Raw genomic sequence first — 25,838 nt, 5'->3', positions numbered from 1 at the left:
ATGGAATTCAGAACGCTAAGAAACATTGAAAATAGTTTTAAACAGATTAGGCTTTACGCAATTGTCTTTGCTGTATTGTGCCTGAGTATAACAGCATTTGTGGTTTGGAAGTCTTATTCTTTCGCTGCATTGCAACGTGAAAAGATTTACGTATTGGACAATGGAAAGTCACTCATGTTGGCACTTTCTCAGGATGCGACAATAAATCGACCTGTTGAAGCCCGTGAGCACGTCAGAAGATTTCATGAGCTATTCTTTACGCTGGCCCCTGATAAGGCTGCCATTGAAAGTAATATGAAACGAGCTTTTGATCTTGCTGACAAAAGTGCCTTTGATTACTATCGTGATCTGTCCGAAAAAGGTTATTACAATCGGATCATATCAGGAAATGTGCAGCAACGTGTAGAAGTAGACAGTGTGATCTGTGATTTTAATTCGTACCCATATTCTGTAACTACCTATGCTAAACAGTTCATCATACGATCGAGTAATCTTACCCGAAGAAGTCTTGTCACTTCGTGTAATCTGCTTAACAGTGTGCGATCTGATACCAATCCACAGGGCTTCCAGATTTTAAAATTCTCAGTCCTTTCCAATAAAGATGAGGAAGTGATAGAGCGGTAGAGAAAATTAGTTCTCTCCATAAAAGGGGGAGGCGTTATTGTTCAAAATTTAGAAAATGAAAAATATTAGAACAACAATTGATCATGAGCTTGAGAAGCTCGATCTGAGATGGCGGAATTTACCCGTGCGCAAACAGATCAGATATGTACTTTATCTATTCGCATTCTACCTACTTATGGGCGTAGGCGTATTGGTCAAGGTATTTTATGATCTGGGAAAAGGGGATAAAATCGATGTAAGCCATATCGAGGTGCCCGCAGTAATTCATAATGAATCTTCTTTGAAAGATTCTATTAGAAATCCCAAAACTATAGACAATGGAAGAGAAAGAGAATAAGAGGATCAGTTTAATTGTGGATGAAGATTCCACAGAAAATTCGGAAAGCATTTCCCTAGAAAAAAGTGACAAGCTTAAAAAGCCCATCATCTTTGGCCTGATGGCCATCGTTTTTATCGCTTGTCTTTACTTAATATTTAAGCCTAAAAATAGTGGTGGGGAAAATAAAGACAAAGGTTTAAAAAATGCCGTTCCTGAGGCAACGGATAAAGGACTGCAGGCCGATAAACAAAAAGCATATGAAAAAGAGATGGTTGAAGAAAGGGAAGCCGCAAAGCGTAATTCCCTGATGTCTTTGTCAGATTATTGGAGTGTTGCAGACACATCGGTTAACACTGAAGCTCCAGTTTCGAAGATTATTGCAGGCAGCTCCGGGGAATATGGGATCGCCGGTGCACAGAATAGTTCGTTGAGCAGTTATCAGAATGCTCAGCAAACTCTGGGCTCTTTTTACAGGGATGATGACCGTGAGAAATTGGCGCTGCGCAAACAGGTAGATGAACTCAAAGATAGGCTTTCAGAAAAAGATGTCCCGCAGGCACCTACCTATAAGGATCAGCTCGCTTTAATGGAAAAATCATACGAAATGGCTTCGCGCTATCTTCCGTCAGCAAATACGGACCCCGTAAGCCCTACGGTCAATGTTGGTCAGAATATGGATTCAACTGCAGTTAAAACAACTGCTTTAACAGGCAAAAAAGGGAAAACCGAAAGTTTGAAGGCGGTCAAAAAGAGTGTGGTTTCAGCCCTCTATCGGGAAGAGGACGCATCGGAGATTTTAAATGGGACCAGTGAGCGTAACATGGCGTTTATAACGCCCGGACAGGTTACCCAAAGCGATATTGTCGGCAACAGTATACATGCAATGGTGATGGAAACAAAAACAATATCAGGCGATGGATCACTAAAGTTGAGGTTATCCGAAAATGCAACCATTGGCGGACATCATGTTCCCAAAGGAACAGAACTCGTTGCCGATACCAAATTTCAGGGAAACAGGTTGCAGCTAAAGATCAGCGCAGTTGAAGTATCCGGAAATATAATTCCGGTTGAAATCCTTGTTTACGGCACGGACGGTCAGCTTGGATTACTTGTCCCACGAACAGATGAGATCAATGCCGCAGGAGAAATAGCGGCTAACATGAGCCAGAGTTCCGGAATGAATATTTCGATGTCGCGTTCGGCGGGACAGCAGGTTGCAAGTGACCTGAGCAGGGGACTGATACAGGGCGTTTCAGGTTTTTTTTCAAAAAAATTAAGAGCTGTCAAGGTAACAGTGCGATCAGGGCATCAAGTACTGCTGGTGACCAAAAAATAAAGTAATAACTATAATAATCATACTATGATGACAATTAAAAATATACTTATGATCCTGCTTTTTGTGGGGCTGTTCATCAAGACTTTTGGACAGCAGTCACTTGAAGCGGGAAGGGTCGAACCTTATAGGCTCGAAGTTACCTATAATAAAACCTGCCACCTAATTTTTCCGGTAGCGATCAGGTACACAGACCTGGGATCGAATTATCTGATTGCGGAGAAAGCTGAGGATGCGCAGAATGTCCTACGTATAAAGGCCGCGGTTAAGGACTTTGCTGAGGAAACCAATTTTAGCGTCATCACAGAGGATGGGCAATTTTATAGCTTTAATGTTATTTATAATGCTGATCCTTATACGTTGAGTTATGATCTAAAGAAAATGAAAACTGATGTTGAGCGTGAGGAAGGAAGAAACGTTCAGTTTGAAGAGCTCGGCTTTAATCCACCATCTTTAACAGAAGTTGTACTGAAAACCATCTATCAGCAAAATAAAAGATATGTACGGCATATCGCTGCTAGATCTTACGGGATTCAGTCAATTCTTAAGGGAATCTATGTCCACAATGGAAAGTTTTATTTTCATTTTGAAATGAAGAACAGATCAAATGTTCCGTTTGTCGTTGATTTCTGCACCTACAAAATAGTGGATAAGCAGATTGCAAAAAGAACGGTTTCTCAGGAAAAACAATTAGTCCCTTTAAGGCAATATCCCGGTCTTGATGTAATCTCAGATAATTCGATCGCTGGAAACGTCATACTTCTGGATCAGTTCACAATCACCGATGAACAGGTCCTCCGGATTGAAATTTTTGAAAGGAACGGAGCAAGGAACCAGGTTCTGGAAATTGAAAATTCAGATCTGGTTGCCGCTAAGCCCGTATCTGAAATGAAAATTAAGGTCAATCAATAAAGCAGCGAATTATGAAAAAATATATCATCTTTTTGGTACTGGCCATTTTGAGCATCAAATTACATGCTCAGAGAATGGTGTATAAACAGAAATCTTTGGAAATTAATACGGGATTTGTAAATACAGAAAGGATAGGCAAAAATTTCTATTTAAATCTGACACTCAACAGTTTTGCAAAACATGGCAACTACTGGATCTGGGGACTGGAATATCAACGAAAGACCATAGATTACAAATATTGGGAAATTCCTTTGGAGGACTTTCTGGGAGAGATAGGGTATAGTAAGAAGCTTCTATCGGATGCAAGGAAAGTTATTACGCTAAACGGAGGTGTAACAGCAGTTGCAGGCTATGAATCTGTCAATAGGGGCGACAGCGTCCTTTTTGATGGCGGCCTTCTAAAAAACAATAATGGATTTGTTTTTGGGACGGGCGGCCGATTGTCGCTCGAGACGTATCTTTCAGACCGAATCGTATTTATGCTGCAAGGTCGTATAAGGGTTTTATGGGGAACCGATCTTGAGCGGTTTAGACCATCGACAGGTATAGGCTTACGTTTTAACTTTTAAAAATCAGAGAATAAAATGAAATATATATTTAATACGATGAAAATGTCGATAGGTTCGGCTTTTCTAGGCTTTATTGCCATTCTTGGTATTACATTACTTTCCGGTTGTGAGAAAGAGGTTTTGGATGTGCAGGAGGTCTTTCCTTTTGAGGTGAAAGTCATGCCTGTTCCAAAGGAGATCGGGATTGGTGAAAGTGTGGAAATACGCTTTTCCATAATTTCCTCTGGAAACTATACTGGTAATACGTATAGGCTAAGATATTTTCAAAATGATGGGCAAGGTAGTTTAAATTATGCAGGATATAAACCTTACTTGCCAAACGATTTGTATCCATTGGCGGAAAAAGAATTTCGCCTGTATTATACATCAGAATCTTTAGTTTCACAACAATTTGACGTGTGGATAGTTGATAGTTTTGGTAATGAAAAGCAAATTTCTTTTCAATTCAATAACAAAAAGCTAGGTCCGATCATTATTGGGCCAGTTAGATAAATTGTTTTCATATATTTTTTGATATTTGTAAAGCAGAAACCATACACTACCAGAGTGGAAGCATGCTTGTTAGGACAGCCATTAGGCTGTCCTTTCTTGTTACAATTAGTAGTTTGGCGATTAAGTTCGGGCACATTAAATGTGATTTGTACATTATTATTTCATTATTAGGGCAAAAATATTAAATTGACCATACGATAGACCATAAATTACACTATACGGAAACTTATTTTATTGCTGACGCTGACATCGGTCTTTTAAGATAACAAAATAAGATACAATGAATTTCTACATCGTCTCACTATTGGATGCTTTAGCTGAGCAAAATCTATCTGTTTTTTGTAAACTAAATTTTGTGAAGTCCGCAGTCCTTTTTTCTGATCTGCATGTAATATCTAAGCATTTTAAAGTCGTTACTGATTTTTATTTTTCTTTTTTAAAAAACCTTGAATTCATACCAGAAAATGCGTTTACTAAAGATCATTTCGGTTATTATAGCTTTGCGGAAGATAATGGTTATGATCGGTCGATTAAAGAGGTGGTAAGTAATCTTAACCAGACTAGGCCTGCATTTAATGATGTATTTCCGGTTCAAGTGCGTTATACGGATAAAAGTAATATGCATTTGGTAGTAGGTTTATGCCAGGCAGAGAGTGTAAAGAGGGGCTTTTTGCATATAGTTGATCTCAATTTGCCTAAAGAAGAAATTAAAAACACCCCTCAAAATGTTATTTATGTTAAGGAGATAGTGAAATCCTATAATCCCAATAATAGCCAAACTTTAAAGGAATTTATTGAAAACCAAGGTTATAATTATAATCATTTTCAACGTGACTGTAAAATTTGCTTTGGTGATTCTTTCTACAGTTTTTGGTTAAAGGGAAAGATGCTGGACGCTGTAGGCGATATAATATTTACGCCCATGAGCTTAAAGGAAGTAGCATTTAAAAACAGATTTTTAGATTATCAGAATATGTATAAAGCTTTTACGCGTCATGGTGTCGGTCTGACAACAATTCCTCGATTAGCTAATTTATAATTCCTTCAGTTATTATTGTACATACTTTTGTTGCATATTGGTATAATTTTATTGCATATTGGTATATAATTGTTGATATTGTCAATATTTATTTTTAGCACAAGACCGAAATTTGTCATAATCAATGCCAGTGATTATGATAAGCTTTATAAAAAAGTATTTTGTACAGGCGGTAGGCATTCTTCTTGCATTGCTTTTTATATATGCTGCTGCCAGTAAGCTGTTGGACTTTGCAAACTTCCAGGTACAACTTGCTCAGTCTCCTTTATTAAGTGCTTACGCGGGAATTATATCATACCTGATCCTGATAATTGAATTTCTGGTAGCAATTGCGTTATGTTTACCCATAAGCAGGCTTCTAGCATTATATGCATCACTGGCATTAATGGCCGCTTTCACTATTTACATCTACCTCATATTGAATTATAGTGATTTCATACCCTGTAGTTGTGGAGGTATACTGGAAAAATTGGGTTGGAAAGAACATCTTATATTCAATATTTGCTTTGTTTTATTGTCTTTTGGTGCAATCGTGGCGCTCAGTAGGAACAGCGGTTTTAAAATCCGCACAACTTTAGCTTTTACGACTATTACAACTGTGCTGAGCTGCGGAATTGTGATTTTATTATTTCTAGGGTCAGAGCACATTGTGAAAAAGGAAAATAATTTCACAAGACGCTTCCTGGTTCATCCAGTTATTGAAGAAAAAAAGATTCTTGACCTGGACAGACCGGACTATTATTTTGCTGGTTATGATGATGAACATATCTATCTTGGAAATAGGATCTTTCCGCAGATTTTGAAGACCGCAGATACAGCACTCAATAGCATGCAGTTAATGAAGATCGAGCCAGACAATATGAACCATAAATTTTCTAATTTGAGGTTGCAGGTCAATAATGGATTTTACTATTTTTATGACGGTACTATACCAATAATTTACCGTGGTAGATTAGGAAATCCACACGCTAAAACTTTAAGTTTTCAAGATGCCTATTTTAATCAGCTTATTGTTTTAGATTCAGCACGGTTTGCGCTGAGAACACAGAGCAGCGCGACGAAACAATTTACACTGGCACTCCTTGATCTAAATTCAGACCCAAAGATAAAGTTATTTCCAGAGCTTTTAAAAAAGCAGATAGATGGTGTGTTCGATGTAGATGGAAACATAACTTATGACAAGTCTCAAAACAACTTGATTTACACCTACCTCTATAGAAATGAGTACCTAATTATGGATAATTGGTTTAGGTTAAAGAATACGTTCAATACTATTGATACAACACGTATTGCCCAGATCAAAATAACAAAACTTGCTGACGGTAGACACAAAATGAACGCACCCCCATTGAAGGTAAACCGTCAGAGTGTTGCATTCGGTGGAGTACTCTTTAACCAATCTGATCTCATGGGTAAGCTTGAATCGAGGGAAGCTTGGAAAGCCGCGAAGGTGATAGATATGTATAGAACCGACCGACAGGAATACATTGGAAGCTTTTACATATATAATAAAAAGGAAATGAAAATGCATGATTTTTTGATAACTGAGAAATATATGTATGTTCTACGTGGAGACGAAGTGGTAAGGTACCGCATTCGCGATATTATCAAAAAAAATTACGTAAGAGGGGAAGCCGAAAACCTCCACTAAGAGTAGGCAGAGAAATTATAAACAAATTGAGATGAAAAAATTATTATTGCCTGCACTCATTGTAGCAATGGGTGCCGGAGCAGCAGTTGCCGGAAACATGGCAAAATTTAACGAAACAGCTTATCGCTTTGATGAAAGCCAAGGGCTGTGTATTGAGACCGAACAAATGTGTGGTGAAGAGGAAACCAATCCTGTTTGTACCTGGTCTGCTGATAATTCTGTGGAATTGCAAAGATTTATCAGTCCAACAGAATGTGGAAAGGTTCTGCACGAAATCTTACCTTAGACGTTGGCTTTAAATGTGAAAGGGATGCTATGTAGCATCCCTTTTAATTTCTTTTTCGATCCAAGGAATATTGGTTTTATTTTTTAGAAAATAATCCCACCATTCAAGTGATCTTCTGTTCATATCCATACTTTCTTTGGTATTCCATCCCAGATCATGTTCTCGCTGTTGATAGAATAGTGCGATTGTAGGAAGATTGTTCCGCTTTAGTCCCATAAAGAATTCCATAGCCTGTTCAGCAGGTACAATATCGTCTTTAACACCGTTCCAGATCAGAACAGGCGCTTTAACCATTTCCACGTAATTTATTGGACTGTTTTTTAGATAAAGTTGTTTATCCTCCGAAAAAGGTTTGTTCATTTCATACTGTCCGGTCTCAAATCTGGTGTGATTAGGCTTTTGTTCATGATAATCATAGGAAAAATAGCGGGAAGTTATATCACTATATCCTGCACCTGCAATAAAAGCGGCGAATCGGTCGGAGTGCGTGGCAATAAAATTGGTTTCATATCCGCCCAGGGAATGGCCAGTTAGTCCAATTTTATTTTTATTAATGGCAGTGTATGTGGATAAGGCATCGAGTGCGCTATTTATACAGTCCAATGCCGCAAGACCAGGTCCTCCACCATCAAAGACGATATCCGGTTCATACACAAAATAACCATGTTCCAAAAGGGTACGTCTATTTACGCCTGTAGGTTCATTTGCTGGAAGGGAATAAAAATTGGATAGCGTGCTTTTAATTTGATAAATGTAAACCACCATTGGGTATTTTTTACTTTGATCATATCCTGTGGGATAGTAAAGGACACCCTTCAAAGGTATTCCAAGAGAATTTTTATATTGTATAATTTCCTGTTTTAGAGTTTGTCCAGTCTTATCCTTAGTAGTAAAAATTTCGATTTTCTTTTTGCTTCCAGCTTTCGAAGAAAATATCTTAGGTGCCATATTGTAGTTCTCTTCGATTGTTACTAAATTCTTCAAATCTTGGTCGTACTTAATATCCTTAATCCGATTTTTTGTTGTAGGAATGACAGTTTTTATTTTGGCTTTGTAAAAAGAACTGTAAGTACTGCTATTTGAAATTTTATTTACTGTTCTAATCAAAAGTGGACGCTTACTGCTAAACATATTCATTTTAAACCCAAACACAGGATTCGTGGTTCTTCGCTCAGCATTTAAAATTCTAGCCTCTTGTTCTTTTGAAATTCCAGCTGGGAATAGTGTTTGGCTTTTTATGTCAAAAATATAGACGTCATTGGAACTTTCAAATAGGATGTTTTTAAAATCCTCGGAAAACGTAGGATTCTGTAAACTTTGATTATCAATAATTATGTGTCTGTCAATTTCTACTTCATAGAGGTCCCATTTTTGATCTTTTGGGTTGAGTGCGATAATAAAACGGCCGTCAGAGGAATGTACGATGTCCTTTGTAACCTGATGAAAAATTTCGGTAAAAGTTCCCCTTAATGTATCATATAGTTTCAGATTAAGGAATGGATGCAATGTTAGATTCTTAAATTCCTCCAATGGATTAAAAGCCAAAACATACCTCTCACTGTCAATGTTACTGTAGATTGGATAAGTGTTGGGTAACTGATATGTCCTGTTTGTATCCTTGCTCCATAGATAATAAAGGTAGTCTGTTGATCCTGCCTGTTTAGCGCCTAGATTATTATCTCTCCCGTACCATATATCTAAAAAATTCTCCTTAGATGGTTTTCGTCGACTTGCGAAGGTAATAAAATATGCCTTACCATCTTTAACCGAAGATACTTCAACGAAGTCAGCTTTTTGTGGCTCAATACCTGATAATATTGTTAGTTTTCCATATTGCGTATCAATAAATACCAGCTGCAATTTACGGGTCTTCGGATCTGTTATGCAGAGAATGAGATCCTTGCCAGAAGGAGGGAGCAACATTTGCGTAATTTCCTTTTGGGTTTCAAACAAAATTACTTTTTTATCACTATCTATGCGTGCTACTTTATTTATTGTTCCTTCTTTAAAATTCAGAAATAATAAATTTTTTTTGTCTGTTGTAAACATTTGGCTATTTGCCACTGATTGCAATAATTCATTCGCTGAACCATACAGTTTTAATGTTCCACTTTTATCCATAATGAGGTACTGATTTAGTTCAAAAAGGATATCTGCAAATCTCACATTTTCATATTTAACCGTTGATTTCTTATGTAAATTGCTATGCTGTGCTATTCCATTTCCGTAGGAGAATAAACTGCTGTTTTTTAAGAACATATTATTTGGCATTTTAAGTATGGTTGCCAGCTGGTTATTTGTTCTGTTGGCTTCCAATACTACAGCGGTATCGCTGTTGGTCGAATATATTTTTCGCATTGCCACAAAGTTTGTATCGGGCGAATAGGTAAGGTTATTTATGGTGTGATATCTTGATATCCATTGCTGTAAAGTATCATAAGTAACCTTAGATTGGCCGTTTCCTATAATATTTAGAAGGATTAATAGAAAAATTAATATCTTTTTCATAATCAGTATCCGGTATTTTGTGGGTTCAGATTAGGATTTAGCAATAACTCTTTTTGCGGCAAAGGCCAAAAGCTATGGTAACTTTTCCAATTTGTTTTAATGGGTAGAAGGTCATTTAGTCTATTCATCCTTTTAAGGTCGAGGAATCGATGCCCCATTTCGGTAAAGAATTCTTTTCTATTTTCTAATAGGATTTCATCAAGTAAGCTCTGTTTTGAAATCGGCATCACAAGTGCTGCCAATGTTGCGCGTTGTCGTGTTACATTCAGGTAAGGAAGTGCGTCAGCTATTTTATCTTGTTGGGCAAGCGTTTCAGCTAAAAGGAGATACACCTCCTCTAATCTAAATACAACTGAAAATTCCGAAGTATTATTTGTAAGTGCCTTATATTTTGCGGCCCTGTACCATGTATTTTGTCCTACAGTAACAGTTGCCATCCACTGATTTTTACGCTGGTCGCCAGCAGTGAAGATGTTTACCAAGTTCTGGGATAACGCATAATTGGAAGGGGCTGCCCCTGTAAAATAATAGGCAGTTACTTCCTGGGTTGCATCGCCATTGTTTTTTGGTTTTAATTGCCACAGAATATGTGATCCACTTTTTGTAAAAACCTTGCTGAGATCATTTTCAGGTTGATAAAGGGAGCTTTGAGTTATAGTTCGCAATAAAGTTTCAGCATTATTCCATTTGGATTGTAGCATATAGATTTTTGCAAGCATCAGCTGGGCAACCTTACGGTTAGGAATGATCCTTTCTGTACTTCTGTAAGCATCAGTAAGTAATGATATGCTGGTGTTGAGATCATTTTCCAATTGGGTCAGCACTTCTGATGATTGGATTTTTGACAAGGATTGATTTATCTGATAATCTGTTGAAGTAGGATAGGGAATATCGCCAAAAATTTGTTGTAGGTAGAAGAACAGTATTGATCTTACCAATAGTGCTTCACCTTTGATTCGTTGCTTTTCAGTGGCAGGAATTGTTGTAGATTTTTCTGTTCCTTCCAATATGGCGTTTGATACATACACCAATCTGTATGCTGAGGCCCAGTATGTACTTATTGCAGCATTGCTATCAATCTGCTGATTTTGAAAAATATCGTAAAGTCCCGTCGTAGAATTTGTTCCATAATAGGTAAGGTCGTCCGTATAGCTTCCCAGTAATCTACCTGTTTGGTTCCCAGCGAGCGGTGAACTGTTCCATAATCCAGCGTATAATTCAGCAAGTGCAGCATTAGCTGTCTGCACGGTCTCAAAAACGGATTCAGTAGGAATCTGGTTTTCGGGCACGTCTACTTCCAGCATTTTTTCACATGATAAACTAACCTGTAGTAGTAAAATCGCCAGTATTGTATATATAAATATGTGTGTTTTCATTTTGAGATATTTTAAAGATTTAATTTTAAACCAAATGAGAATGTGCGTAAAGGCGGGAGGTAGCCAATAGTTGTGAATTCCGGATCAATGCCAAAATACTTTGTCCACGTGATGAGATTTTGGCCTTGAAAGTATATCCTTATACTTCTGAATGATGTGTTTTTTAAAGGGATATTGTAAGCCAATTCTACATTTTTTAGCCTGATAAAGGACCCGTCTGCTACAGATGCCGTACTATTCTGGAATATTGAATGGTTAGGCGATGCATTGGCCTTATATGGCTGATAAAAGCCAGCTGGATTCTCTGGCGACCAGACATCCAACGCTTCGACTGGAAGATTGTTCATTATCCCCGGAGAAGGGATGATGTAGTTGTAATTTCTACTTTTCTGTTTTACAAACTGAAATAAGAAAGAGAAATCCCAATTCTCATAATGTAAGCTGCTGCTTAAACCGCCAAAGAAATTTACTCCGATGTTTTCAACTATTTTGGCGTCGTCCGCAGAAGAGATTTTGCCGTCTCCATTGTAGTCTGTGAAAATATAAGTTCCGGTTTTAGGGTCGATTCCTTCAAGATTAAATAACTTAACAATTGAGGTAGGTTGGCCAATAACATAGGTATTACTATATGTTGAGCCCTCTAGTCCCGGAAAAGAAATTAGTTTATTTTTGGGAAAAGTTATGTTAAATGATGTTTCCCATTGGAATTTTCCCTTGGAAAATGGTCTGGCATTCAATTCAAATTCCCATCCAGTATTCTGCACCGTGGCATCCAAGTTCGCAAGTACAGAGGAAAAGCCAGTCATTGTCGGTAGCTGGTAGCCGACTAATTGATTGGATGAACGGTTGCGGTACCAGGCGGTATTAATATTTACTTTATTCCTGAATAATCCCACTTCGATTGCAGCTTCAAGTTTCTTGGTTTTTTCCCAACTGAAATCGGGATTGAACAGGCGGGAAGGGAGCAGACCTGTTACACCATCGTAAATGGATGAAGAGACGGTATAGGTATCCAGATACCCATAATCACCAATATTGTCGCTACCTGTTGTTCCAAAACTTCCACGTAATTTTCCAAAACTGAGCCAACTCGAATTTTTCAGAAAATTCTCCTCGGAAAATAGCCATGCTGCACCTACCGCGCCAAAATTTGCAAATTTCTTATTTGGTCCAAAACGGCTTGATCCGTCACGCCTACCGGTGATATTCAGGATATATTTTTTATCAAGTTGGTAGTTTACTCTTCCAAAAAATGCGACATATCTGTATTGCGTGTTGTATTGATCTTCGATCGTTTTTGTTTTTGCTGCGGATATATTGTGGATTAGTGCATTACTTTCAAAGCCTGTACCGCTCATTGAGCCATAGGAGTTATTTTCATTTTGAAATGTACCTCCTACCAAAATATCAAGGGCATGTTTTTCATGGCTGAATTTCCAGTTAATCTGTGGTTCCAGGATATAAGATAGTCTATTCTGATTGTTTTTGGAAGCCTTTGAATAGGCACTTGACTGTCCGGTTACATACGCAGGATTATAGATAGTATTTGGACTGATATTCCATTCCTCAAAAGCTTGATAATTAACCCCTCCACCTAGTTTTAGTGTGATATTTTTAAACAGATCATATGCGAGGTTAAGATTTGTCAGATACTGGATGTTTTGGTTCGAGTATGTAGCATTGTAAGCTGCAACGGGATTGCTCCAGGTATTATTCTCCCAATTCAGTGTGCCATCATCATTGTAAAGGGCAGGTGCATTTGGAGACAGAGAAAATGCACTTCGGGTGATGTCCGAATTTATAACATTGTTTTTTTGAATGCTGAACATATTTGAAACCGCAAGATTCAGCTTTTTGTCTTTTGACCGGTGTGCAATATTAGTAGTGACACTATTTGTGGTATATTTAAAATCATTGCCAAAAACAGTGGACTGTTCATTATGCCCCAAGCTTAGAAGAAATGATGTTGTTTCACTACCACCTGTTAATTGTAGTTGGGTATTGGATGCGGTTGCTGTATTTCCTATTAAACTTTTAGACCAGTCAGTGTACCTGTCCGTTTTCCATGTACCATTAACGTCATAAGCATTTGCTGGATATGTGCTGATTCCAGTATTGAAAAATGCCTGCCTCCGCATACTGAGATATTGTTCAGTATTCATCATTTTCAATCTCGACATTACGTTAGTGAGTGCGTATGATGAGTTTAATGACACGCTTAGCCTGCCCGATTTACCCTTTTTCGTTGTGACGAGAATGACCCCATTTGCACCGCGGGAACCGTAGATTGCGGTCGCATCCGCATCTTTTAGCACCTCAATACTTTCGATATCATTCGGATTGATACTATTTAAAGGGCTAATACTTGACATAGGCAATATGGCAGATGTAAATCCAAACGTTTTCACTTCATTACCTATTGGAACGCCGTCGACAATATACAGCGGATTGTTGCCATCACTTCTTAACGAGTTTTTACCTCTAATCTGGACTTGAAAGCCACTGCCAGGAACACCACTGCTCTGCACAATGCTGACCCCGGCCATACGTCCCTGTGCTGCTGCCAGCACATTTGATATAGGCTGGTTTTCGATTTCTTTAACGCTAACTTTAGCAATACTTCCGGTTTGTTCTTTTTTGCTGACCTTATAGTATCCGGCGTTCAGGATAACTTCATCAATAACTTTTGTATTATAGACTGTGGTTGTGGTATCTGCTTTAGCAAGTGTAGGGGATGAGTTTTCGATAATTGCCGAGGTTGATTTATTTTTTTCGGCCTGATGATAATGCTATTATTGTCGATAAAAGTTTCGACGGGAACGTCCTTCAAAACTTTATTGAGACAGTCCAGTACCAGTTCATTTTTACATTTAGTTGGCTGAACTGAATAATCTTTAAGATCATCGTTTGAGTAAATCTTATCTTTTACATTTTCTGATAGAAATTTCCCTACAGCTTCTGATGCAGTAGTTTTTCCAGTTTCAAAATTTACCCTCTTTGTGGAGAGTTTTTCTTGGGCATACAGCCCTTGGCAGCCTATTGATAAGACGAGAATCAATAGTACTGCTCTGCAAAGTTTTTTCATTATTTTTGCATTAGTATTTATAATTAGTAATCTATCGAACAGTTATTGGTTGAATACTTCTTGGCCGACGGTTGCACCCGTCGGTCTCTTTATTGTATTCTTCCACACCAGTTTCATTAGGAGTACGGAATCAGGGCAGGAGTATGGATCGACCATAGTCTATTCCTCCAATTGAAATGTTTTATCATTTATTTTGGTAGTTTTTAGGTTCAGTTTGAGTGAGATGAGTCTTATCAAATCTGCTGCTGTGGCTTTTTCTTTTGTAGCACTAATTTTTGAATTTGCAACCGCTGACGGGAACAGAATTTTTATGCCGTAGGTATTTTCTAAAATTTTTATGGCATTAGAAAGTTCTAAATCAGTTAATGAAACAGTCGCCGAATTGTTGGTTTGAGATTGACCTTTACTTTTAGTATCAACAATGGTCGCAACATCTTTAGAGCCTTGATTGGAGAATGTCTCTTTCGGATGTATAATAAATGTTTCTGCTGGTTTTTCAGTTTTTATAACCTGCACTTTGCCCTCATACAGATCAACATTGAAGGCTGTTTTATGCTGGGTGATTTTAAAAACTGTACCCAGAACTTTTGTTTCATAAAGTCCGGCATGTACGATGAAGGGATGATTTTTGGATTTGGTTACATTAAAAACTGCATCCCCTTTGAGAAAGACATCTCTTGTTGCTGCTGGAAATGATTTCTCGACCGTTAATATAGCTCCCTTTGCCAAGATAGCTGTTGATCCATCCTTTAAAGTAACCTTCAAATCATCATGATATGCCCTATATACATCAGGTAGAAAGAACGTTCTGTAGGCTATTATACTAAAAATAATGACCAGGGAAGCGGCGATCAGCATGGAAGAATAACGGAACGTCTTTCTCCTTCTCTTTTGTGCTTCATGTGCTTCTATTCTCGCATAAAGTTTTTGATGAAACTCTTTTGCTTCCTGCACTGTAGGAGGCTCTATATCTGCGTCTGAATCATTTGCGAGGCTATCCCATAACTCTTTTGCTTCATCTATCGCAGTTGGTTGGGAGTGTTTTCTCCTGTTCATAATAAAGGGCTTTATTATGTATACCCGAAAACGGCAATAATAGCCCCCGCTGTAAACAGAACTTTAACTGAAATTAACTGATTTTAACAAAATTTAAGAATGGTTTTGATGTTCTCTAAGAAATATAAGTGCCTTTCCGATCTGTTTTTTTACAGCTTTAGTGGATAAATTGAGTTGTGTTGCGATTTTTTCCTGAGTAATGCCCTCATACTTGTTCATGGTGAAAATTTTCCTTCTTATGGGAGGAAGCTGGTCAATATTCAACTTCAAAAGTTCGAGTTCTCTGTCTTTTTCAAACTGGGCCTGGAGCATTTCGGCAGAGTCATCGGGTAATTGGAGATTACTTAGTTCTGTGGTATAAGGTTGCTTATTCAGATTCGTGAAGTATTTTGAAATCTCCTGAACGCAAGTTTTTACGATGGCACTTTCAGCGTTGTGCTGGGTAAGTGAATTCCTGTAGATCCATAGATGAAAAAAGATATTCTGCATAACGTCGAATATATCATCGCGGTCTTTGACTTTTCGGGCCACCATAACAAAAATACGGTTCCAATATGTATCATAAATTTGCTGAAACATAAGATCGTGATTATTTGTATGACGTGAAAATAACGGCATTCTAGGTTATTTAGGAATTTCGCAGTTCTACAAATTTAAGTATAATTTATTAAAATTGTTTATTTTAGTAATATATTTGCATTGTTGTGGTATAAACACTGAACTCAGTTATACTTTATTGGCGATTTTAGTTATTTATCGGAATTTTTGAAAGCTATATCATATTTTAGTGATAATAATTATCGTTAATAAAAATATTTATATCTTAGTACCCTAAATTTTATCGAAAATAAAGCGTAAGCTGTCAAAAAGGTTTGAGAAAACTGCGAAACTTCCAAATAACCTCCTATTGACAGACTTACGCCTGTGCATCGTCATACGGGCATGGGCTAGGTCGTCATTAGGTTATGGGTTCTTCGCAGTACCTCTCAAAGATGACGTATCTGGTTTCATGCCTTTTGTATTTTCCCAGGGATGCATCAGGTTAATACCTTATAATTTTATCCATTATACGACATGTTTTGTCGTTCTGACAGTATAATTTCGCTTATATATCTTTGATAAAGAACAATCTATCAGAAAATCTGATACTATTTCCGTGAAAATACGGATACCGTAGTGTTATAAATTAAAATATATTGCGAAGCCAAAATTAACCTTAAAAAACACACCTATGAGATGAGACAAATATTATTATTTAGCTTATTTTTATGCTATCCCTATATCTATGGACAGATTCCAAATCTGCCGCAAAGACCTGCTGTCTCCAATCTTTACAGTATACCCGCGGGTCTGAATAATCAACCCACCCCTAGACCTGCCTCCCCAAATATTAATGCTAATTCAAATCTTTATAAAAAAAAGACTACCCACCAAGACGATCAGGAAGAGATTAACAGAGAGGTTGAACGCCAGATGGCTTTAATCAGGGAAGAAGCTGATGCAAAACGCTATAATCTCAGTTCTTTATCCGAAAAGAAAGGAACTGATTCTTACTACAGGGCCTATGATAATTTACTAAAGCTCGATCCGGAGGGGTATACACTTGCAGATGCTGTATTTATCGTTGAAAATGCATACAACAATAATGACAGGAATTTTCAGTCGGCTTATCAGCAGCAGATACAGAAAGCGACTTCGCTAATCAGGCAAGATATTAAGAAAAGTGGTATTGATGAATCTGACAATGTTTCTAAAAATCTTTCAATTTTCAAATACTTTGCACAGGATACCAAGCAGAATGGAAAAGTTGTTCACAAAGCGGTCAAATATGATTTTGAGGATTATATGGGGGCAAAGGACTACAGTAAAATGTTTGTTTCCAAACTGATGAAAACCAACAGTGGCCAATGTCATTCTATGCCGTTGTTGTATTTGATCTTGGCAGAACAGATCGGTGCAGAAGCCTTTTTGGTTTTGTCACCTAACCATTCTTATATACGTTTTAAGGATAATGATGGCGAAGTGTTAAGCGTAGAGTTAACCAACGGCATGTTTTCAGCAAATTCGTTTGTTCTGAATTCAGGATATATTAAAGCTGAAGCCCTCAAGAATAAGCTTTATATGCAAAATTTAACAAAGAAAGATGTTCTTTCTCAGACCTATGTGGATCTCGCCAGTGGGTATATCCACAAGTTTGGCTATGATGAGTTTGTTGCCAAAGTTTTGGGGAAGGCGCTGGAACTGAATCCGAACAATATTAACGCAACTCTATGGAAAAGTAATACTGACCAAATGAGGTTTATGCAGGCCTGTAACCGTCTAGGTATCGATCCTGAAAATAAAGAACAGCTGCAAAAGATCAGAAGCTATCCGCCACTGGAAGATCAGTTTCTGGGTATCAAGGCTGGTTTTGATTACATCGATCAATCAGGTTTTGCCCAGATGCCTCCGGAGCAGTATGAACAATGGTTAGGATCATTGAAGAGTACCGAAAATAAGCAAAAAAGTGATGAGATTGCTGAACGGGTAAGACTACTCAACGCCCAAAAACAGCGTGAAGAAGCTAAAAAGGTAAAAGCAATTACACCGAAGAAGGAAAGTCCTAAAGTGTATGCTATTCCAAAGGAATTTTTATAACCATATAATTCGAAATACAAACTTAAATATGAGAAGGATTTTATTATTTATTCTGCTGTTTTTTATTGGATTTAACCAAGCGCAGGTAAAACAGAATAAGAAATTGACCGGTAAAAAGGAGTGGGTCAATCCGGTAAAACTTACCAGAGAAGAAAAAGCAAGACCTTACATGAGTGAGGTTCTAAAAACCAGAGATTCCTTAACGCCAGTTGAGGCGGAAAGAAGAAGAAAAAATATTGAGGCGGGTAACCCATTTAAAAAATATGGCTATTATCCGAAGGTAGCTACGCTGAGCAAGGGAAAGTATCTTGAATTTCATGATCAGGATAGCATCGTTACCATTGGTTCTGTTACTTTTAATGTTAAAAAAGGGGAAATCGTTGATTTTATTGAAGTAAATTTAGATGATCCCGATGCACAACCGATTGGTGATACGCATGGCAGGTGGATCAGTCCCGATCCTTTAAGCGAGGAGTTTTCGAATTGGACACCTTACAATTATGCCTTTAATAATCCCATTAAAAATATTGATCCTGATGGTAGAGCGGCTTTTGATTGGGTGCATAATAGGGAATCAAATACTGTTTATTGGAATAACAATGCAACAAGTCAATCCACGGCTGGAGCTAATGAAACCTATTTAGGAAAATCGGGAACTTATACAACTGAAAATGGAACTACAACGGCGTTAAATGCTAATGGTTCTTATACCAACAATTCTCTTTTAGCACCCTTAGGGGTTATGACCAATTTAGATCCCCTAATTCACGCGGGTGATATGGCGCCTGGATTAAGTATGGCGATGTTTGGCGATCCTAATGCTCCAACAATAAGCGGAATTCCAGATTCAAGAGGAAAAACAGAGATTCAAACACTTGTTGCGGAAAATCCGTTAGTTCAGGATGCTGTCATTGGTGCGGTAACAGGAGGTGCTCTAAACGCTATTATTAGAAGGGCAACAGTTGCTACCGAAACAACGGAAAAGCTACATGGATTATATGAAGGCTTAAATGCTGCAGGGGAAGTTAAGTATATTGGAAGAACCAGCCAGCCATTTGCTTCTAGATTTGCTCAACATGCTGCTAAGGGCGGTGAGAAGGGCAGTCTATTTTTCAGACAAATAGAAGGTGCTTCTGGAATGACATTGCAGGAAGCTCGCGTAGCAGAACAGAATTTGATCAATCAGTATGGACTACAGAAAAATGGAGGTCAGTTATTAAATAAAATAAATTCAATTGCTCCCAAATATTGGAGTAATTTTGGGGTTAAAGCACCTTAAAAAGAAATAAAATGGCAAAAAGAGTTAAAACGGAGATCGGTGATATGTTTTCAGTAACATTGGATAATGGTAAAAAGAAGTATTTTCAATATATAGCAAACGATTTAACCCAATTAAATAGTGACGTTATCCGTTCCTTCAAAAGAGAATATCCAAGTGATGAAATTCCTGATTTTGCGGAAGTAACAGCTGGAGAGATTGACTTTCATGCACATACAATGATTAATATCGGAGTAAAACAAGCTTTGTTTACGCAGGAGGGAAAAAGTACTGTTTATCCTGCCATAGACAATATTCTATTTAGAGATACAAATGATTATGGCAAAAAAGTCGGTGAAGAACCTATAAAGGTTTCCGAAAACTGGTATGTGTGGAAAATTAATGATAAAGATTTCACAAAGGTAGGTAAACTGGTAGGGGAGAATACCAATGCGGAGGTAGGAATTGTAATTCCCCCATTTGCTATAGTAGAAAGAATAAAGATTGGAAAATATAATTTCGTTTATCCAGACTTTTCTTAAAAAACGCAGAGATGATTAGAGTATTAGTTGTATTATTTGTTCTTGCAATTAGTCTTTCTTGCGATAAGAAGACAGACAAAGTGATTGTTGATTCGTCTTCTGTTGTAGACTACAAGATTATTGAGTCGACGTATTCTGATGCCGAAAAGGCCATAGAGGAGTTAGATAGAAAGGCGGTTATTGATTTGTACAAAAATGGAATTGAAAGGAATTCAAAACATAAAATTGAATTCTTCTTTATAAGTTCAAGTGCGGAAAATGCAAAGAAATTAAATAAATACTTAGAACTTATGGGGTATACAGCTGGATATAGGCAGATGCATGATAAAAAGGATTTTGCCGTAATTGGTTACACAAAGCCTGTCTCAATTAACGAAGAGGCAGTTGTTGGATGGGCAAAAGAAATGTCTAAAATAGCAGAAAAGAATAGTAGTGTTTTTGATGGATGGCAGATTGCTGTGAAGTAATAAAAACTGTATACATCTTGTAAAAAACTTAAAGTGTTAGGAGCTTTCTTAGGCATCTTAATACAAGAATTTAACCCCCGCCTAGTTTGACCCATTAAATGAAAAATATCTTAGAATTCGAGATAAATGACGATTATCTCTACTTATTATATAAGGCAAAAAACACAATTTGGTATTTCAATGAAATAATTGGTGATGGTTATTGCGGTTATTCGGCCATTAAATTTAAGAATAAGAGCGAAATTTTTGTGTGGTTGGAAAATGTCAGAGTTGAGAACGGCCGTTACCACGGCGTGTTGCCAGAAAACAACGAGGTCCATAGTATTTTGATTGCTGAGGCTGTAGATTGGATGTTAATTGTGGATCAGCGGTTGATTGGAGGTTATACAATTCGATATTACAATGAGACATTGTCAGAAGATAAAAAGGTTGATTTCGAGATACACTGTGGATTTCGGATTGATCTTGGAAATGATTTATATAAGGCAGACCGTTCAACTGCGGAAGGGGCAATTATTGCACTTGAGAATTTTTACAGTGAAAAAAATATAGAAGGTGTTCTTTCATGTAAGGATTTTAATATGGAAGCTGAAAATGTTCTGCTTGAAAGCAATTTGGAATTTAGCAAGGACATACATTCAAAAATTAAAACCGTTCTTAAAATATCATTATTAGAAGATCTTGAAAGGAATGGATTTCCAAATTTCGAAAACATAGAAAGGGTATTTACATTGCTTGATAGTCGGGCAGGGCAGCAGTTTATTGAGGAAAGGATAATATTTGAAGATGGCTCAACGGTAAGTAATAAATTTTGGGTAGGTTTTATAAAAGATGATGGCTGGAAAGTACTGAACCTAGTTGACTGAAAACTATTATGAAAAGTGGATAACCATGAAATTAGATAAAATTATTAAGGCGGTAAGGACGAATACAATCAATGAACTGCTTAGTGGTGACCTGAGCAATACCGACTATGAGAACATTATTCTGTATGCAGAATGCACGGTCAGTACTGATGCAGATTATAAATTTTTTCGATCTCGAAACGATATGTCGGGATTACTAAAAGAAGAACAAATATGGTTCGAACGTCTTTGCTCACTTAACCAGCTTTGTTTCTTAATAGATCACTTCCTTTCACAATATGGTCGGAAAACCGATGATATATTGGTGATCGATATCATTGATCATCTGGATAATCAGAACAATTAAATAAACCAATTTTTGGGAACCTAATTATGAAATACTTTTATATCTCTTTATTTATTTTCATTGCCGGTTGGGTGAAATCGCAGGAGAACCGATTTTATGATGAAGCATATTTAACTATTGATAATATGCTCAATGATAAGCAGAAATATAGTTTTAAAGTGGCTGTCCTGAGTACGGAGAATGCATATTATCAAGGTAAGTTAGATACGGTTGAAGTAAACAGGAAAATAAAATTTATGGCAAATTTCTGTAAAACTATTCTTCGAAATCGGGAGCTTACTTATAATGAAATAGATAAAGATAAGGTTAGTAAATATGCGTCGATTTTTTCAGTTATCTGTGAAGAAACACCTATTTTAATCGATCAAGATACGGTACACTATAAACCATTTACATACGATTTTGAAGATGTCTTCGGACACAAAGATTTGACAAGCCATTTTGTTTCAAAACTGGTAACTACGCAGAGAGGAAATTGTAATTCATTACCGTACCTCTATAAAATTCTTGCGGAGGAAATCGGCGTTGAAGCAAATCTTGCGCTGGCACCAAACCATATTTATATCAAACATAATATAAAATCCATTGGCTGGTATAATACAGAATTAACCAGCGGTATCTTTCCGCAGGACGCCTGGCTGATGGCATCGGGATTTATTCACTTAAATGCCATTGAAAATGGGATTTATATGAAAGCATTAGATAACCGCGAAAGCCTCGGTTTATGTTTAGTCGATCTGGCGAATGCTTATAAACGGTCTTTTCCTGAAAGTGACGGGAGCTTTGCGCTAAAATGTGCTGAAAGGGCCTTGAAAGTCAGCCCAAATTTAATAACAGCATTACTATTGCGGGCAGAAACTCACAAGGAACAATATCTGAAAATGGAAAAATCTGATCCAAAAGCAAAGGAACTACTTTCGTCATTGAACAAAGAGTACAATTATATTCACAAGATTGGGTATAGAAATATGCCTGAAGGGATGTATCTGGAATGGCTCGTTTCTCTTAAGACGGAAAGAAAAAAATATGAAGACGTTAGGTTAAAACGATAATCTTCCAGAGGTTTATTATTTATGTTGACTTAGGTTTGATTTTGCAAAGAATGAAGTTGCATATCGTGAGTTCAATTTCTTTATATTTGGGTATAACTAAATTAGGATCGACTTTTTTGCAAAACTGGAAAGCGAGCTGAATTACAAATCGTCATTGTTAAGAAAAGTTCGACAAAAACTTTAAAATTTTAAGTATGGGACATCCGCTTAAATGTAAAAAATGTGGGGATTATAGATTTATTGAATTTGCCGGTGTAAACTTCAATGATGCAGATAATAAGAAAGGTTTCGGGATCAAAATACCTTTTTATTTATGTAAAAGCTGCGGTGACAGGGAAAGTATTCTTCCCGGTGATAATTTCATGAAGTTTAGGGATGAAATGATCGGCGAAATAAAGGAAGGGGAGTTTTTTGACATGCCTTTGAAATACGTTTTTTCAAAGCTGGATACAGAAAAGAGATTTAAACGATATGATCATTTGGGATTTCAATATGATCCTTTAGATTACTATATAATTCCAGGATTATATCGTCCGGAGGATGATGGATATTTGACTCCGGTTTTCTTCGACAAGGATCTTTTGATTTATTATAATGGCCATCCTGATTACTCAGTAAAATTTACCTCGTTTTCCTCTTGTAATATATATTTCAAGGGAGAACCATTATTTAGTTGGGGATTTGGAATTAACAGGAATGGAAAATTGTTTAAATGGCTTGGTGATCTTGATGAAGATTTCAGGGATGAAGATATGAAGCCCCATCTGAAACGATTTCAAGCCTCAAACGTTCCGTCCGATCATGAAGTTTTTTCAAAATTTTATTTAAGTCAGAATCCATATTCTCCAGATGATGCTTTTCAGAATTCTGATAACGAAACACGCTTATTTTATTTAAAAAATCAATTCAATTCTGAAATTAGAGATAAATTTGGAATAGATCTCACCAAAGTTGATGTCAGCAAGTTATCTGAATATTATAAGCCCCCGATAATGGAAGAAAGGGAGCAGGTATTTTCTGCGTTTCTCAGTTTAAATAAATATCTTGTAGAGAATATTCAAGATCAATCGCTAAGAGAAATCTTAAAAAAATCTGGTTTAGCTGATGAAGATTTAGTAAATAAAGAGGGTAGAAAGTTAGGCAGTTTAAAGCTTTTATCATTGTTCATTGAAAGAGTGCTTTTGAAAAGTGACGCAGAAACATTGATTGCACCTCTATTTGTGCTGAATGATTTGAGACAATTACATGGGCACCTAAGTGATTCCAGTTTTGAGAAACGGTATAATTCGTGCAAACAAAGGTTGGGTCTCCAGGAGACTGCAACTGATCTGGAGGTATTTAAAGCCTTGGTGAAAAAGCTAAATGAATTTTATGAAAGTATCATTGATAAAAAGGATGTTGATTAAGTATTTATCGGGCTTTTAATTCCCTTACCTCTTGCATCAATTTTATCAGCATTGATTTTATGTCATCTCCAGCGAAGTCAATTATTTCCTGTTCCCTAGATGAAAAGCTGCCTGCATATTGCCAAACCTCCCAAAGGTCGGCAAATGAAATATCGTAACTATCATAAAATGTGTTGTCAGATTTTACGGTAATGGAACTGTCGTTGATAGTTTCAATGCGTTTGAAAGTAAATCCTGTGCGGGTTACCAGTACATGCGTTTTGCCTACACTGATATCTTGAATACTCTCAACGTATTTTCCGACAATGTAGGTACCATCCTGATAGGGAGGCATTGAATCGCCTACTGCTGGAAAAGCTCTATATTTTCCATTATGAAGGAATGGTAGTGACATTGTTTGCAGACCTTCAATATATTCTGGATCAGCATATCCTGAAAGATAGCCCATTGAGGCTTTATAGGGTATTATTTCTATTTTATTTTCTCCTAATGAATCAGTTTTTATGGGTAGCAGGATTCTATTATCCGGAAGGTTAAGCATTTCCTGCAGCTTATATTTTCTTAGATCTACAGTCAGCAGCAGATCTGTACTGATGTGGTAATATCTTGAAATCGCTAGCAAAACTTCCAGCGGAGGCGAAGCTTTTGCGGTCTCATATTTTGCATAAGAAACTCTTGTCACAAACAGCCTGTCAGCAATCTGCTGTTGCGAGAGTTCCGGTATCTGCTGCATCCTTAAATACCTTATGTTATCAGCTAAAATAGAGCGTGTTGACATTTTGTGAATATTTTTCACAACAAATGTAATATAAATTGTGAAAAATCTTATCAATTTTGCTAAATAAATTAGTAAACAATATGGAGCGATCGATAGTGCATTTGGACCTGGATACGTTTTTCGTATCCTGCGAAAGACTGATAAATTCCAGTTTAGATGGGATTCCACTGATCATTGGTGGAGGTGACAGGGGTGTTGTTTCTTCATGTAGCTATGAAGCAAGAACGTTCGGGGTACGGTCAGCTATGCCCATGAAAATGGCGCTTCGTCTCTGCCCGCAAGCAAAAGTTGTTAAGGGTGATATGGAACTGTATTCCAAGATGTCACATATGGTCACTGAGGTGATCGAGGAAAGTGCCCCGGTAATGGAAAAGGCTTCAATCGATGAGTTTTATCTGGATCTAACTGGGATGGACAGGTTTTTCGGAGCTTATAAATGGACCAACGAACTCGGAGCCAAGATCGAGAAGGAAACAGGTTTACCCATCAGTTATGCACTATCGACGAATAAAACGGTAAGTAAGATCGGGACTGGCGAGTCAAAGCCTCACGGACATCGAGAGATTCCTTCATTTGGTGTTCAGTCATTTTTAAATCCTTTGTCTATAAAAAAAATGCCGATGGTCGGGAGTGCAACTTTCCAGCTTTTTTCGAGAGTCGGTATCCGGACTATCGGCACACTTTCAGAAATGCCTGTTGATGTCCTACAGCAGATGATTGGAAAAAATGGAGTCGATCTGTGGAAAAAGGCGAATGGTATTGACGAAACCCCTGTTATACCTTATTCCGAAAGAAAGTCAATTTCAAAAGAGAGAACTTTTAGCAGTGATACGATGGATGTCTTTGAGGTTAAAAGCCTGATATCGGGTATGGCAGAGCAGCTTGCCCATCAGCTCCGTCAGGAAAAGTGGCTGACTTCTACAGTTGTGATCAAGATCAGATACTCCAACTTTGATACGGAGTCCAAGCAATGCCGGGTGAGCTATACCTCCTCAGACCATACATTGGCGCGGGTTGCGCTGGAACTTTTTGATAAGATTTATACGAGACGTATGCGGCTCCGTTTAGTGGGTTTACGATTGACGGATCTCGTTCACGGTAGCTACCAGATGAATCTTTTTGAAGACAATGCTGAACTGATCAGTTTATATCAGGCGATGGACAACATCAAAAACCGTTTCGGTAAAGGTGCGGTAGGTCGTGCTGTAGGTTTTAATTTTTCACGTTAGCATGTGC

Annotated in this window: 24 protein-coding genes; 17 read left to right on the top strand and 7 right to left on the bottom strand. The window is 37.4% G+C overall.

Translation table 11 applies throughout. The annotated features are described in order from the left end of the window. The 9 genes from traK (at window position 1) to CGB83_RS07190 (ending at window position 7,225) form a co-directional block, all read left to right on the top strand. Window positions 1–624, top strand: coding sequence for a conjugative transposon protein TraK (traK, locus tag CGB83_RS07230; protein WP_100075209.1), 624 nt, complete (start codon window positions 1–3; stop codon window positions 622–624). 55 nt (window positions 625–679) lie between these two features. After that, window positions 680–961, top strand: coding sequence for a nitrogen regulatory IIA protein (locus tag CGB83_RS07225; protein ID WP_100075208.1), 282 nt, complete (start codon window positions 680–682; stop codon window positions 959–961). Continuing rightward, window positions 942–2,279, top strand: coding sequence for a conjugative transposon protein TraM (gene traM / locus CGB83_RS07220; protein WP_100075207.1), 1,338 nt, complete (start codon window positions 942–944; stop codon window positions 2,277–2,279). Before CGB83_RS07225 ends, traM begins: the two co-directional genes overlap by 20 nt. Window positions 2,280–2,303: 24 nt before the next feature. Continuing rightward, window positions 2,304–3,188, top strand: a complete 885-nt coding sequence (gene traN, locus CGB83_RS07215) for a conjugative transposon protein TraN (RefSeq protein ID WP_100075206.1) — start codon at window positions 2,304–2,306, stop codon at window positions 3,186–3,188. Window positions 3,189–3,199: 11 nt separating this feature from the next. Then, on the top strand, window positions 3,200–3,757 hold the full coding sequence (locus tag CGB83_RS07210) for a conjugal transfer protein TraO (RefSeq protein ID WP_100075205.1): 558 nt from the start codon (window positions 3,200–3,202) through the stop codon (window positions 3,755–3,757). Window positions 3,758–3,772: 15 nt separating this feature from the next. Next, a complete protein-coding gene (locus CGB83_RS07205) occupies window positions 3,773–4,249 on the top strand; it encodes a DUF3872 domain-containing protein (protein WP_100075204.1) in 477 nt (158 codons plus the stop codon). A 280-nt stretch (window positions 4,250–4,529) separates the two neighbouring features. Then, complete coding sequence (locus tag CGB83_RS07200) at window positions 4,530–5,288, top strand: helix-turn-helix domain-containing protein (protein ID WP_100075203.1); 759 nt, start codon at window positions 4,530–4,532, stop codon at window positions 5,286–5,288. A gap of 136 nt (window positions 5,289–5,424) precedes the next feature. After that, a complete protein-coding gene (locus CGB83_RS07195; protein ID WP_100077528.1) occupies window positions 5,425–6,939 on the top strand; it encodes a MauE/DoxX family redox-associated membrane protein in 1,515 nt (504 codons plus the stop codon). A 31-nt stretch (window positions 6,940–6,970) separates the two neighbouring features. Beyond that, window positions 6,971–7,225, top strand: coding sequence for a hypothetical protein (locus CGB83_RS07190; protein ID WP_100075202.1), 255 nt, complete (start codon window positions 6,971–6,973; stop codon window positions 7,223–7,225). A gap of 27 nt (window positions 7,226–7,252) precedes the next feature. Here the strand turns inward: CGB83_RS07190 and CGB83_RS07185 are convergent, their stop codons facing one another. From CGB83_RS07185 to CGB83_RS07160, 6 genes are all read right to left on the bottom strand, one after another. Continuing rightward, on the bottom strand, window positions 7,253–9,733 hold the full coding sequence (locus CGB83_RS07185) for an alpha/beta hydrolase family protein (RefSeq protein WP_100075201.1): 2,481 nt from the start codon (window positions 9,731–9,733) through the stop codon (window positions 7,253–7,255). Window positions 9,734–9,735: 2 nt separating this feature from the next. Beyond that, window positions 9,736–11,109 (bottom strand): RagB/SusD family nutrient uptake outer membrane protein, encoded by a 1,374-nt coding sequence (locus CGB83_RS07180; RefSeq protein WP_100075200.1) that lies wholly within the window; start codon window positions 11,107–11,109, stop codon window positions 9,736–9,738. Window positions 11,110–11,120: 11 nt separating this feature from the next. Next, window positions 11,121–13,775 carry a SusC/RagA family TonB-linked outer membrane protein gene (locus CGB83_RS07175; RefSeq protein ID WP_236847233.1) on the bottom strand — a complete coding sequence of 885 codons (2,655 nt, stop codon included), beginning with the start codon at window positions 13,773–13,775 and terminating at the stop codon, window positions 11,121–11,123. Beyond that, complete coding sequence (locus CGB83_RS07170; protein ID WP_100075198.1) at window positions 13,772–14,194, bottom strand: hypothetical protein; 423 nt, start codon at window positions 14,192–14,194, stop codon at window positions 13,772–13,774. Before CGB83_RS07170 ends, CGB83_RS07175 begins: the two co-directional genes overlap by 4 nt. Before the next feature lie 159 nt (window positions 14,195–14,353). After that, window positions 14,354–15,250, bottom strand: a complete 897-nt coding sequence (locus CGB83_RS07165; RefSeq protein ID WP_100075197.1) for a FecR family protein — start codon at window positions 15,248–15,250, stop codon at window positions 14,354–14,356. 93 nt (window positions 15,251–15,343) lie between these two features. Continuing rightward, window positions 15,344–15,829 carry a sigma-70 family RNA polymerase sigma factor gene (locus CGB83_RS07160; RefSeq protein ID WP_157761369.1) on the bottom strand — a complete coding sequence of 162 codons (486 nt, stop codon included), beginning with the start codon at window positions 15,827–15,829 and terminating at the stop codon, window positions 15,344–15,346. 657 nt (window positions 15,830–16,486) lie between these two features. On the opposite strand from CGB83_RS07160, the gene CGB83_RS07155 reads away from it, so the two are divergent. The 7 genes from CGB83_RS07155 (at window position 16,487) to CGB83_RS07120 (ending at window position 23,824) form a co-directional block, all read left to right on the top strand. Further along, a complete protein-coding gene (locus CGB83_RS07155) occupies window positions 16,487–17,887 on the top strand; it encodes a hypothetical protein (RefSeq protein ID WP_157761368.1) in 1,401 nt (466 codons plus the stop codon). 28 nt (window positions 17,888–17,915) lie between these two features. Further along, window positions 17,916–19,166, top strand: coding sequence for an RHS repeat domain-containing protein (locus tag CGB83_RS20445; RefSeq protein ID WP_228420124.1), 1,251 nt, complete (start codon window positions 17,916–17,918; stop codon window positions 19,164–19,166). A gap of 11 nt (window positions 19,167–19,177) precedes the next feature. After that, window positions 19,178–19,687, top strand: coding sequence for a hypothetical protein (locus tag CGB83_RS07145; protein ID WP_100075194.1), 510 nt, complete (start codon window positions 19,178–19,180; stop codon window positions 19,685–19,687). Window positions 19,688–19,698: 11 nt separating this feature from the next. Then, window positions 19,699–20,154, top strand: a complete 456-nt coding sequence (locus CGB83_RS07140; protein ID WP_100075193.1) for a ribonuclease E inhibitor RraB — start codon at window positions 19,699–19,701, stop codon at window positions 20,152–20,154. 98 nt (window positions 20,155–20,252) lie between these two features. Continuing rightward, window positions 20,253–21,020: a DUF2314 domain-containing protein gene (locus tag CGB83_RS07135; protein WP_100075192.1), complete on the top strand. Its 768-nt coding sequence runs from the start codon at window positions 20,253–20,255 to the stop codon at window positions 21,018–21,020. Between the two features lie 372 nt (window positions 21,021–21,392). Continuing rightward, window positions 21,393–22,418 (top strand): hypothetical protein, encoded by a 1,026-nt coding sequence (locus CGB83_RS07125; RefSeq protein WP_100075190.1) that lies wholly within the window; start codon window positions 21,393–21,395, stop codon window positions 22,416–22,418. Between the two features lie 194 nt (window positions 22,419–22,612). Further along, the gene (locus tag CGB83_RS07120; RefSeq protein WP_100075189.1) at window positions 22,613–23,824 is read left to right on the top strand and encodes a hypothetical protein; all 1,212 of its coding nucleotides are present in this window, start codon (window positions 22,613–22,615) and stop codon (window positions 23,822–23,824) included. A 4-nt stretch (window positions 23,825–23,828) separates the two neighbouring features. Here CGB83_RS07120 and CGB83_RS07115 read toward each other — a convergent pair whose 3' ends face one another. Then, a complete protein-coding gene (locus CGB83_RS07115) occupies window positions 23,829–24,602 on the bottom strand; it encodes an XRE family transcriptional regulator (RefSeq protein ID WP_100075188.1) in 774 nt (257 codons plus the stop codon). A gap of 80 nt (window positions 24,603–24,682) precedes the next feature. On the opposite strand from CGB83_RS07115, the gene dinB reads away from it, so the two are divergent. Continuing rightward, the gene (gene dinB, locus CGB83_RS07110; RefSeq protein ID WP_100075187.1) at window positions 24,683–25,831 is read left to right on the top strand and encodes a DNA polymerase IV; all 1,149 of its coding nucleotides are present in this window, start codon (window positions 24,683–24,685) and stop codon (window positions 25,829–25,831) included. Window positions 25,832–25,838 lie beyond the last annotated feature (7 nt).

This window comes from Chryseobacterium camelliae (assembly GCF_002770595.1).
Taxonomy (GTDB): Bacteria; Bacteroidota; Bacteroidia; order Flavobacteriales; family Weeksellaceae; genus Chryseobacterium; species Chryseobacterium camelliae.
This window is presented reverse-complemented; position numbering and strand designations above follow the sequence as displayed.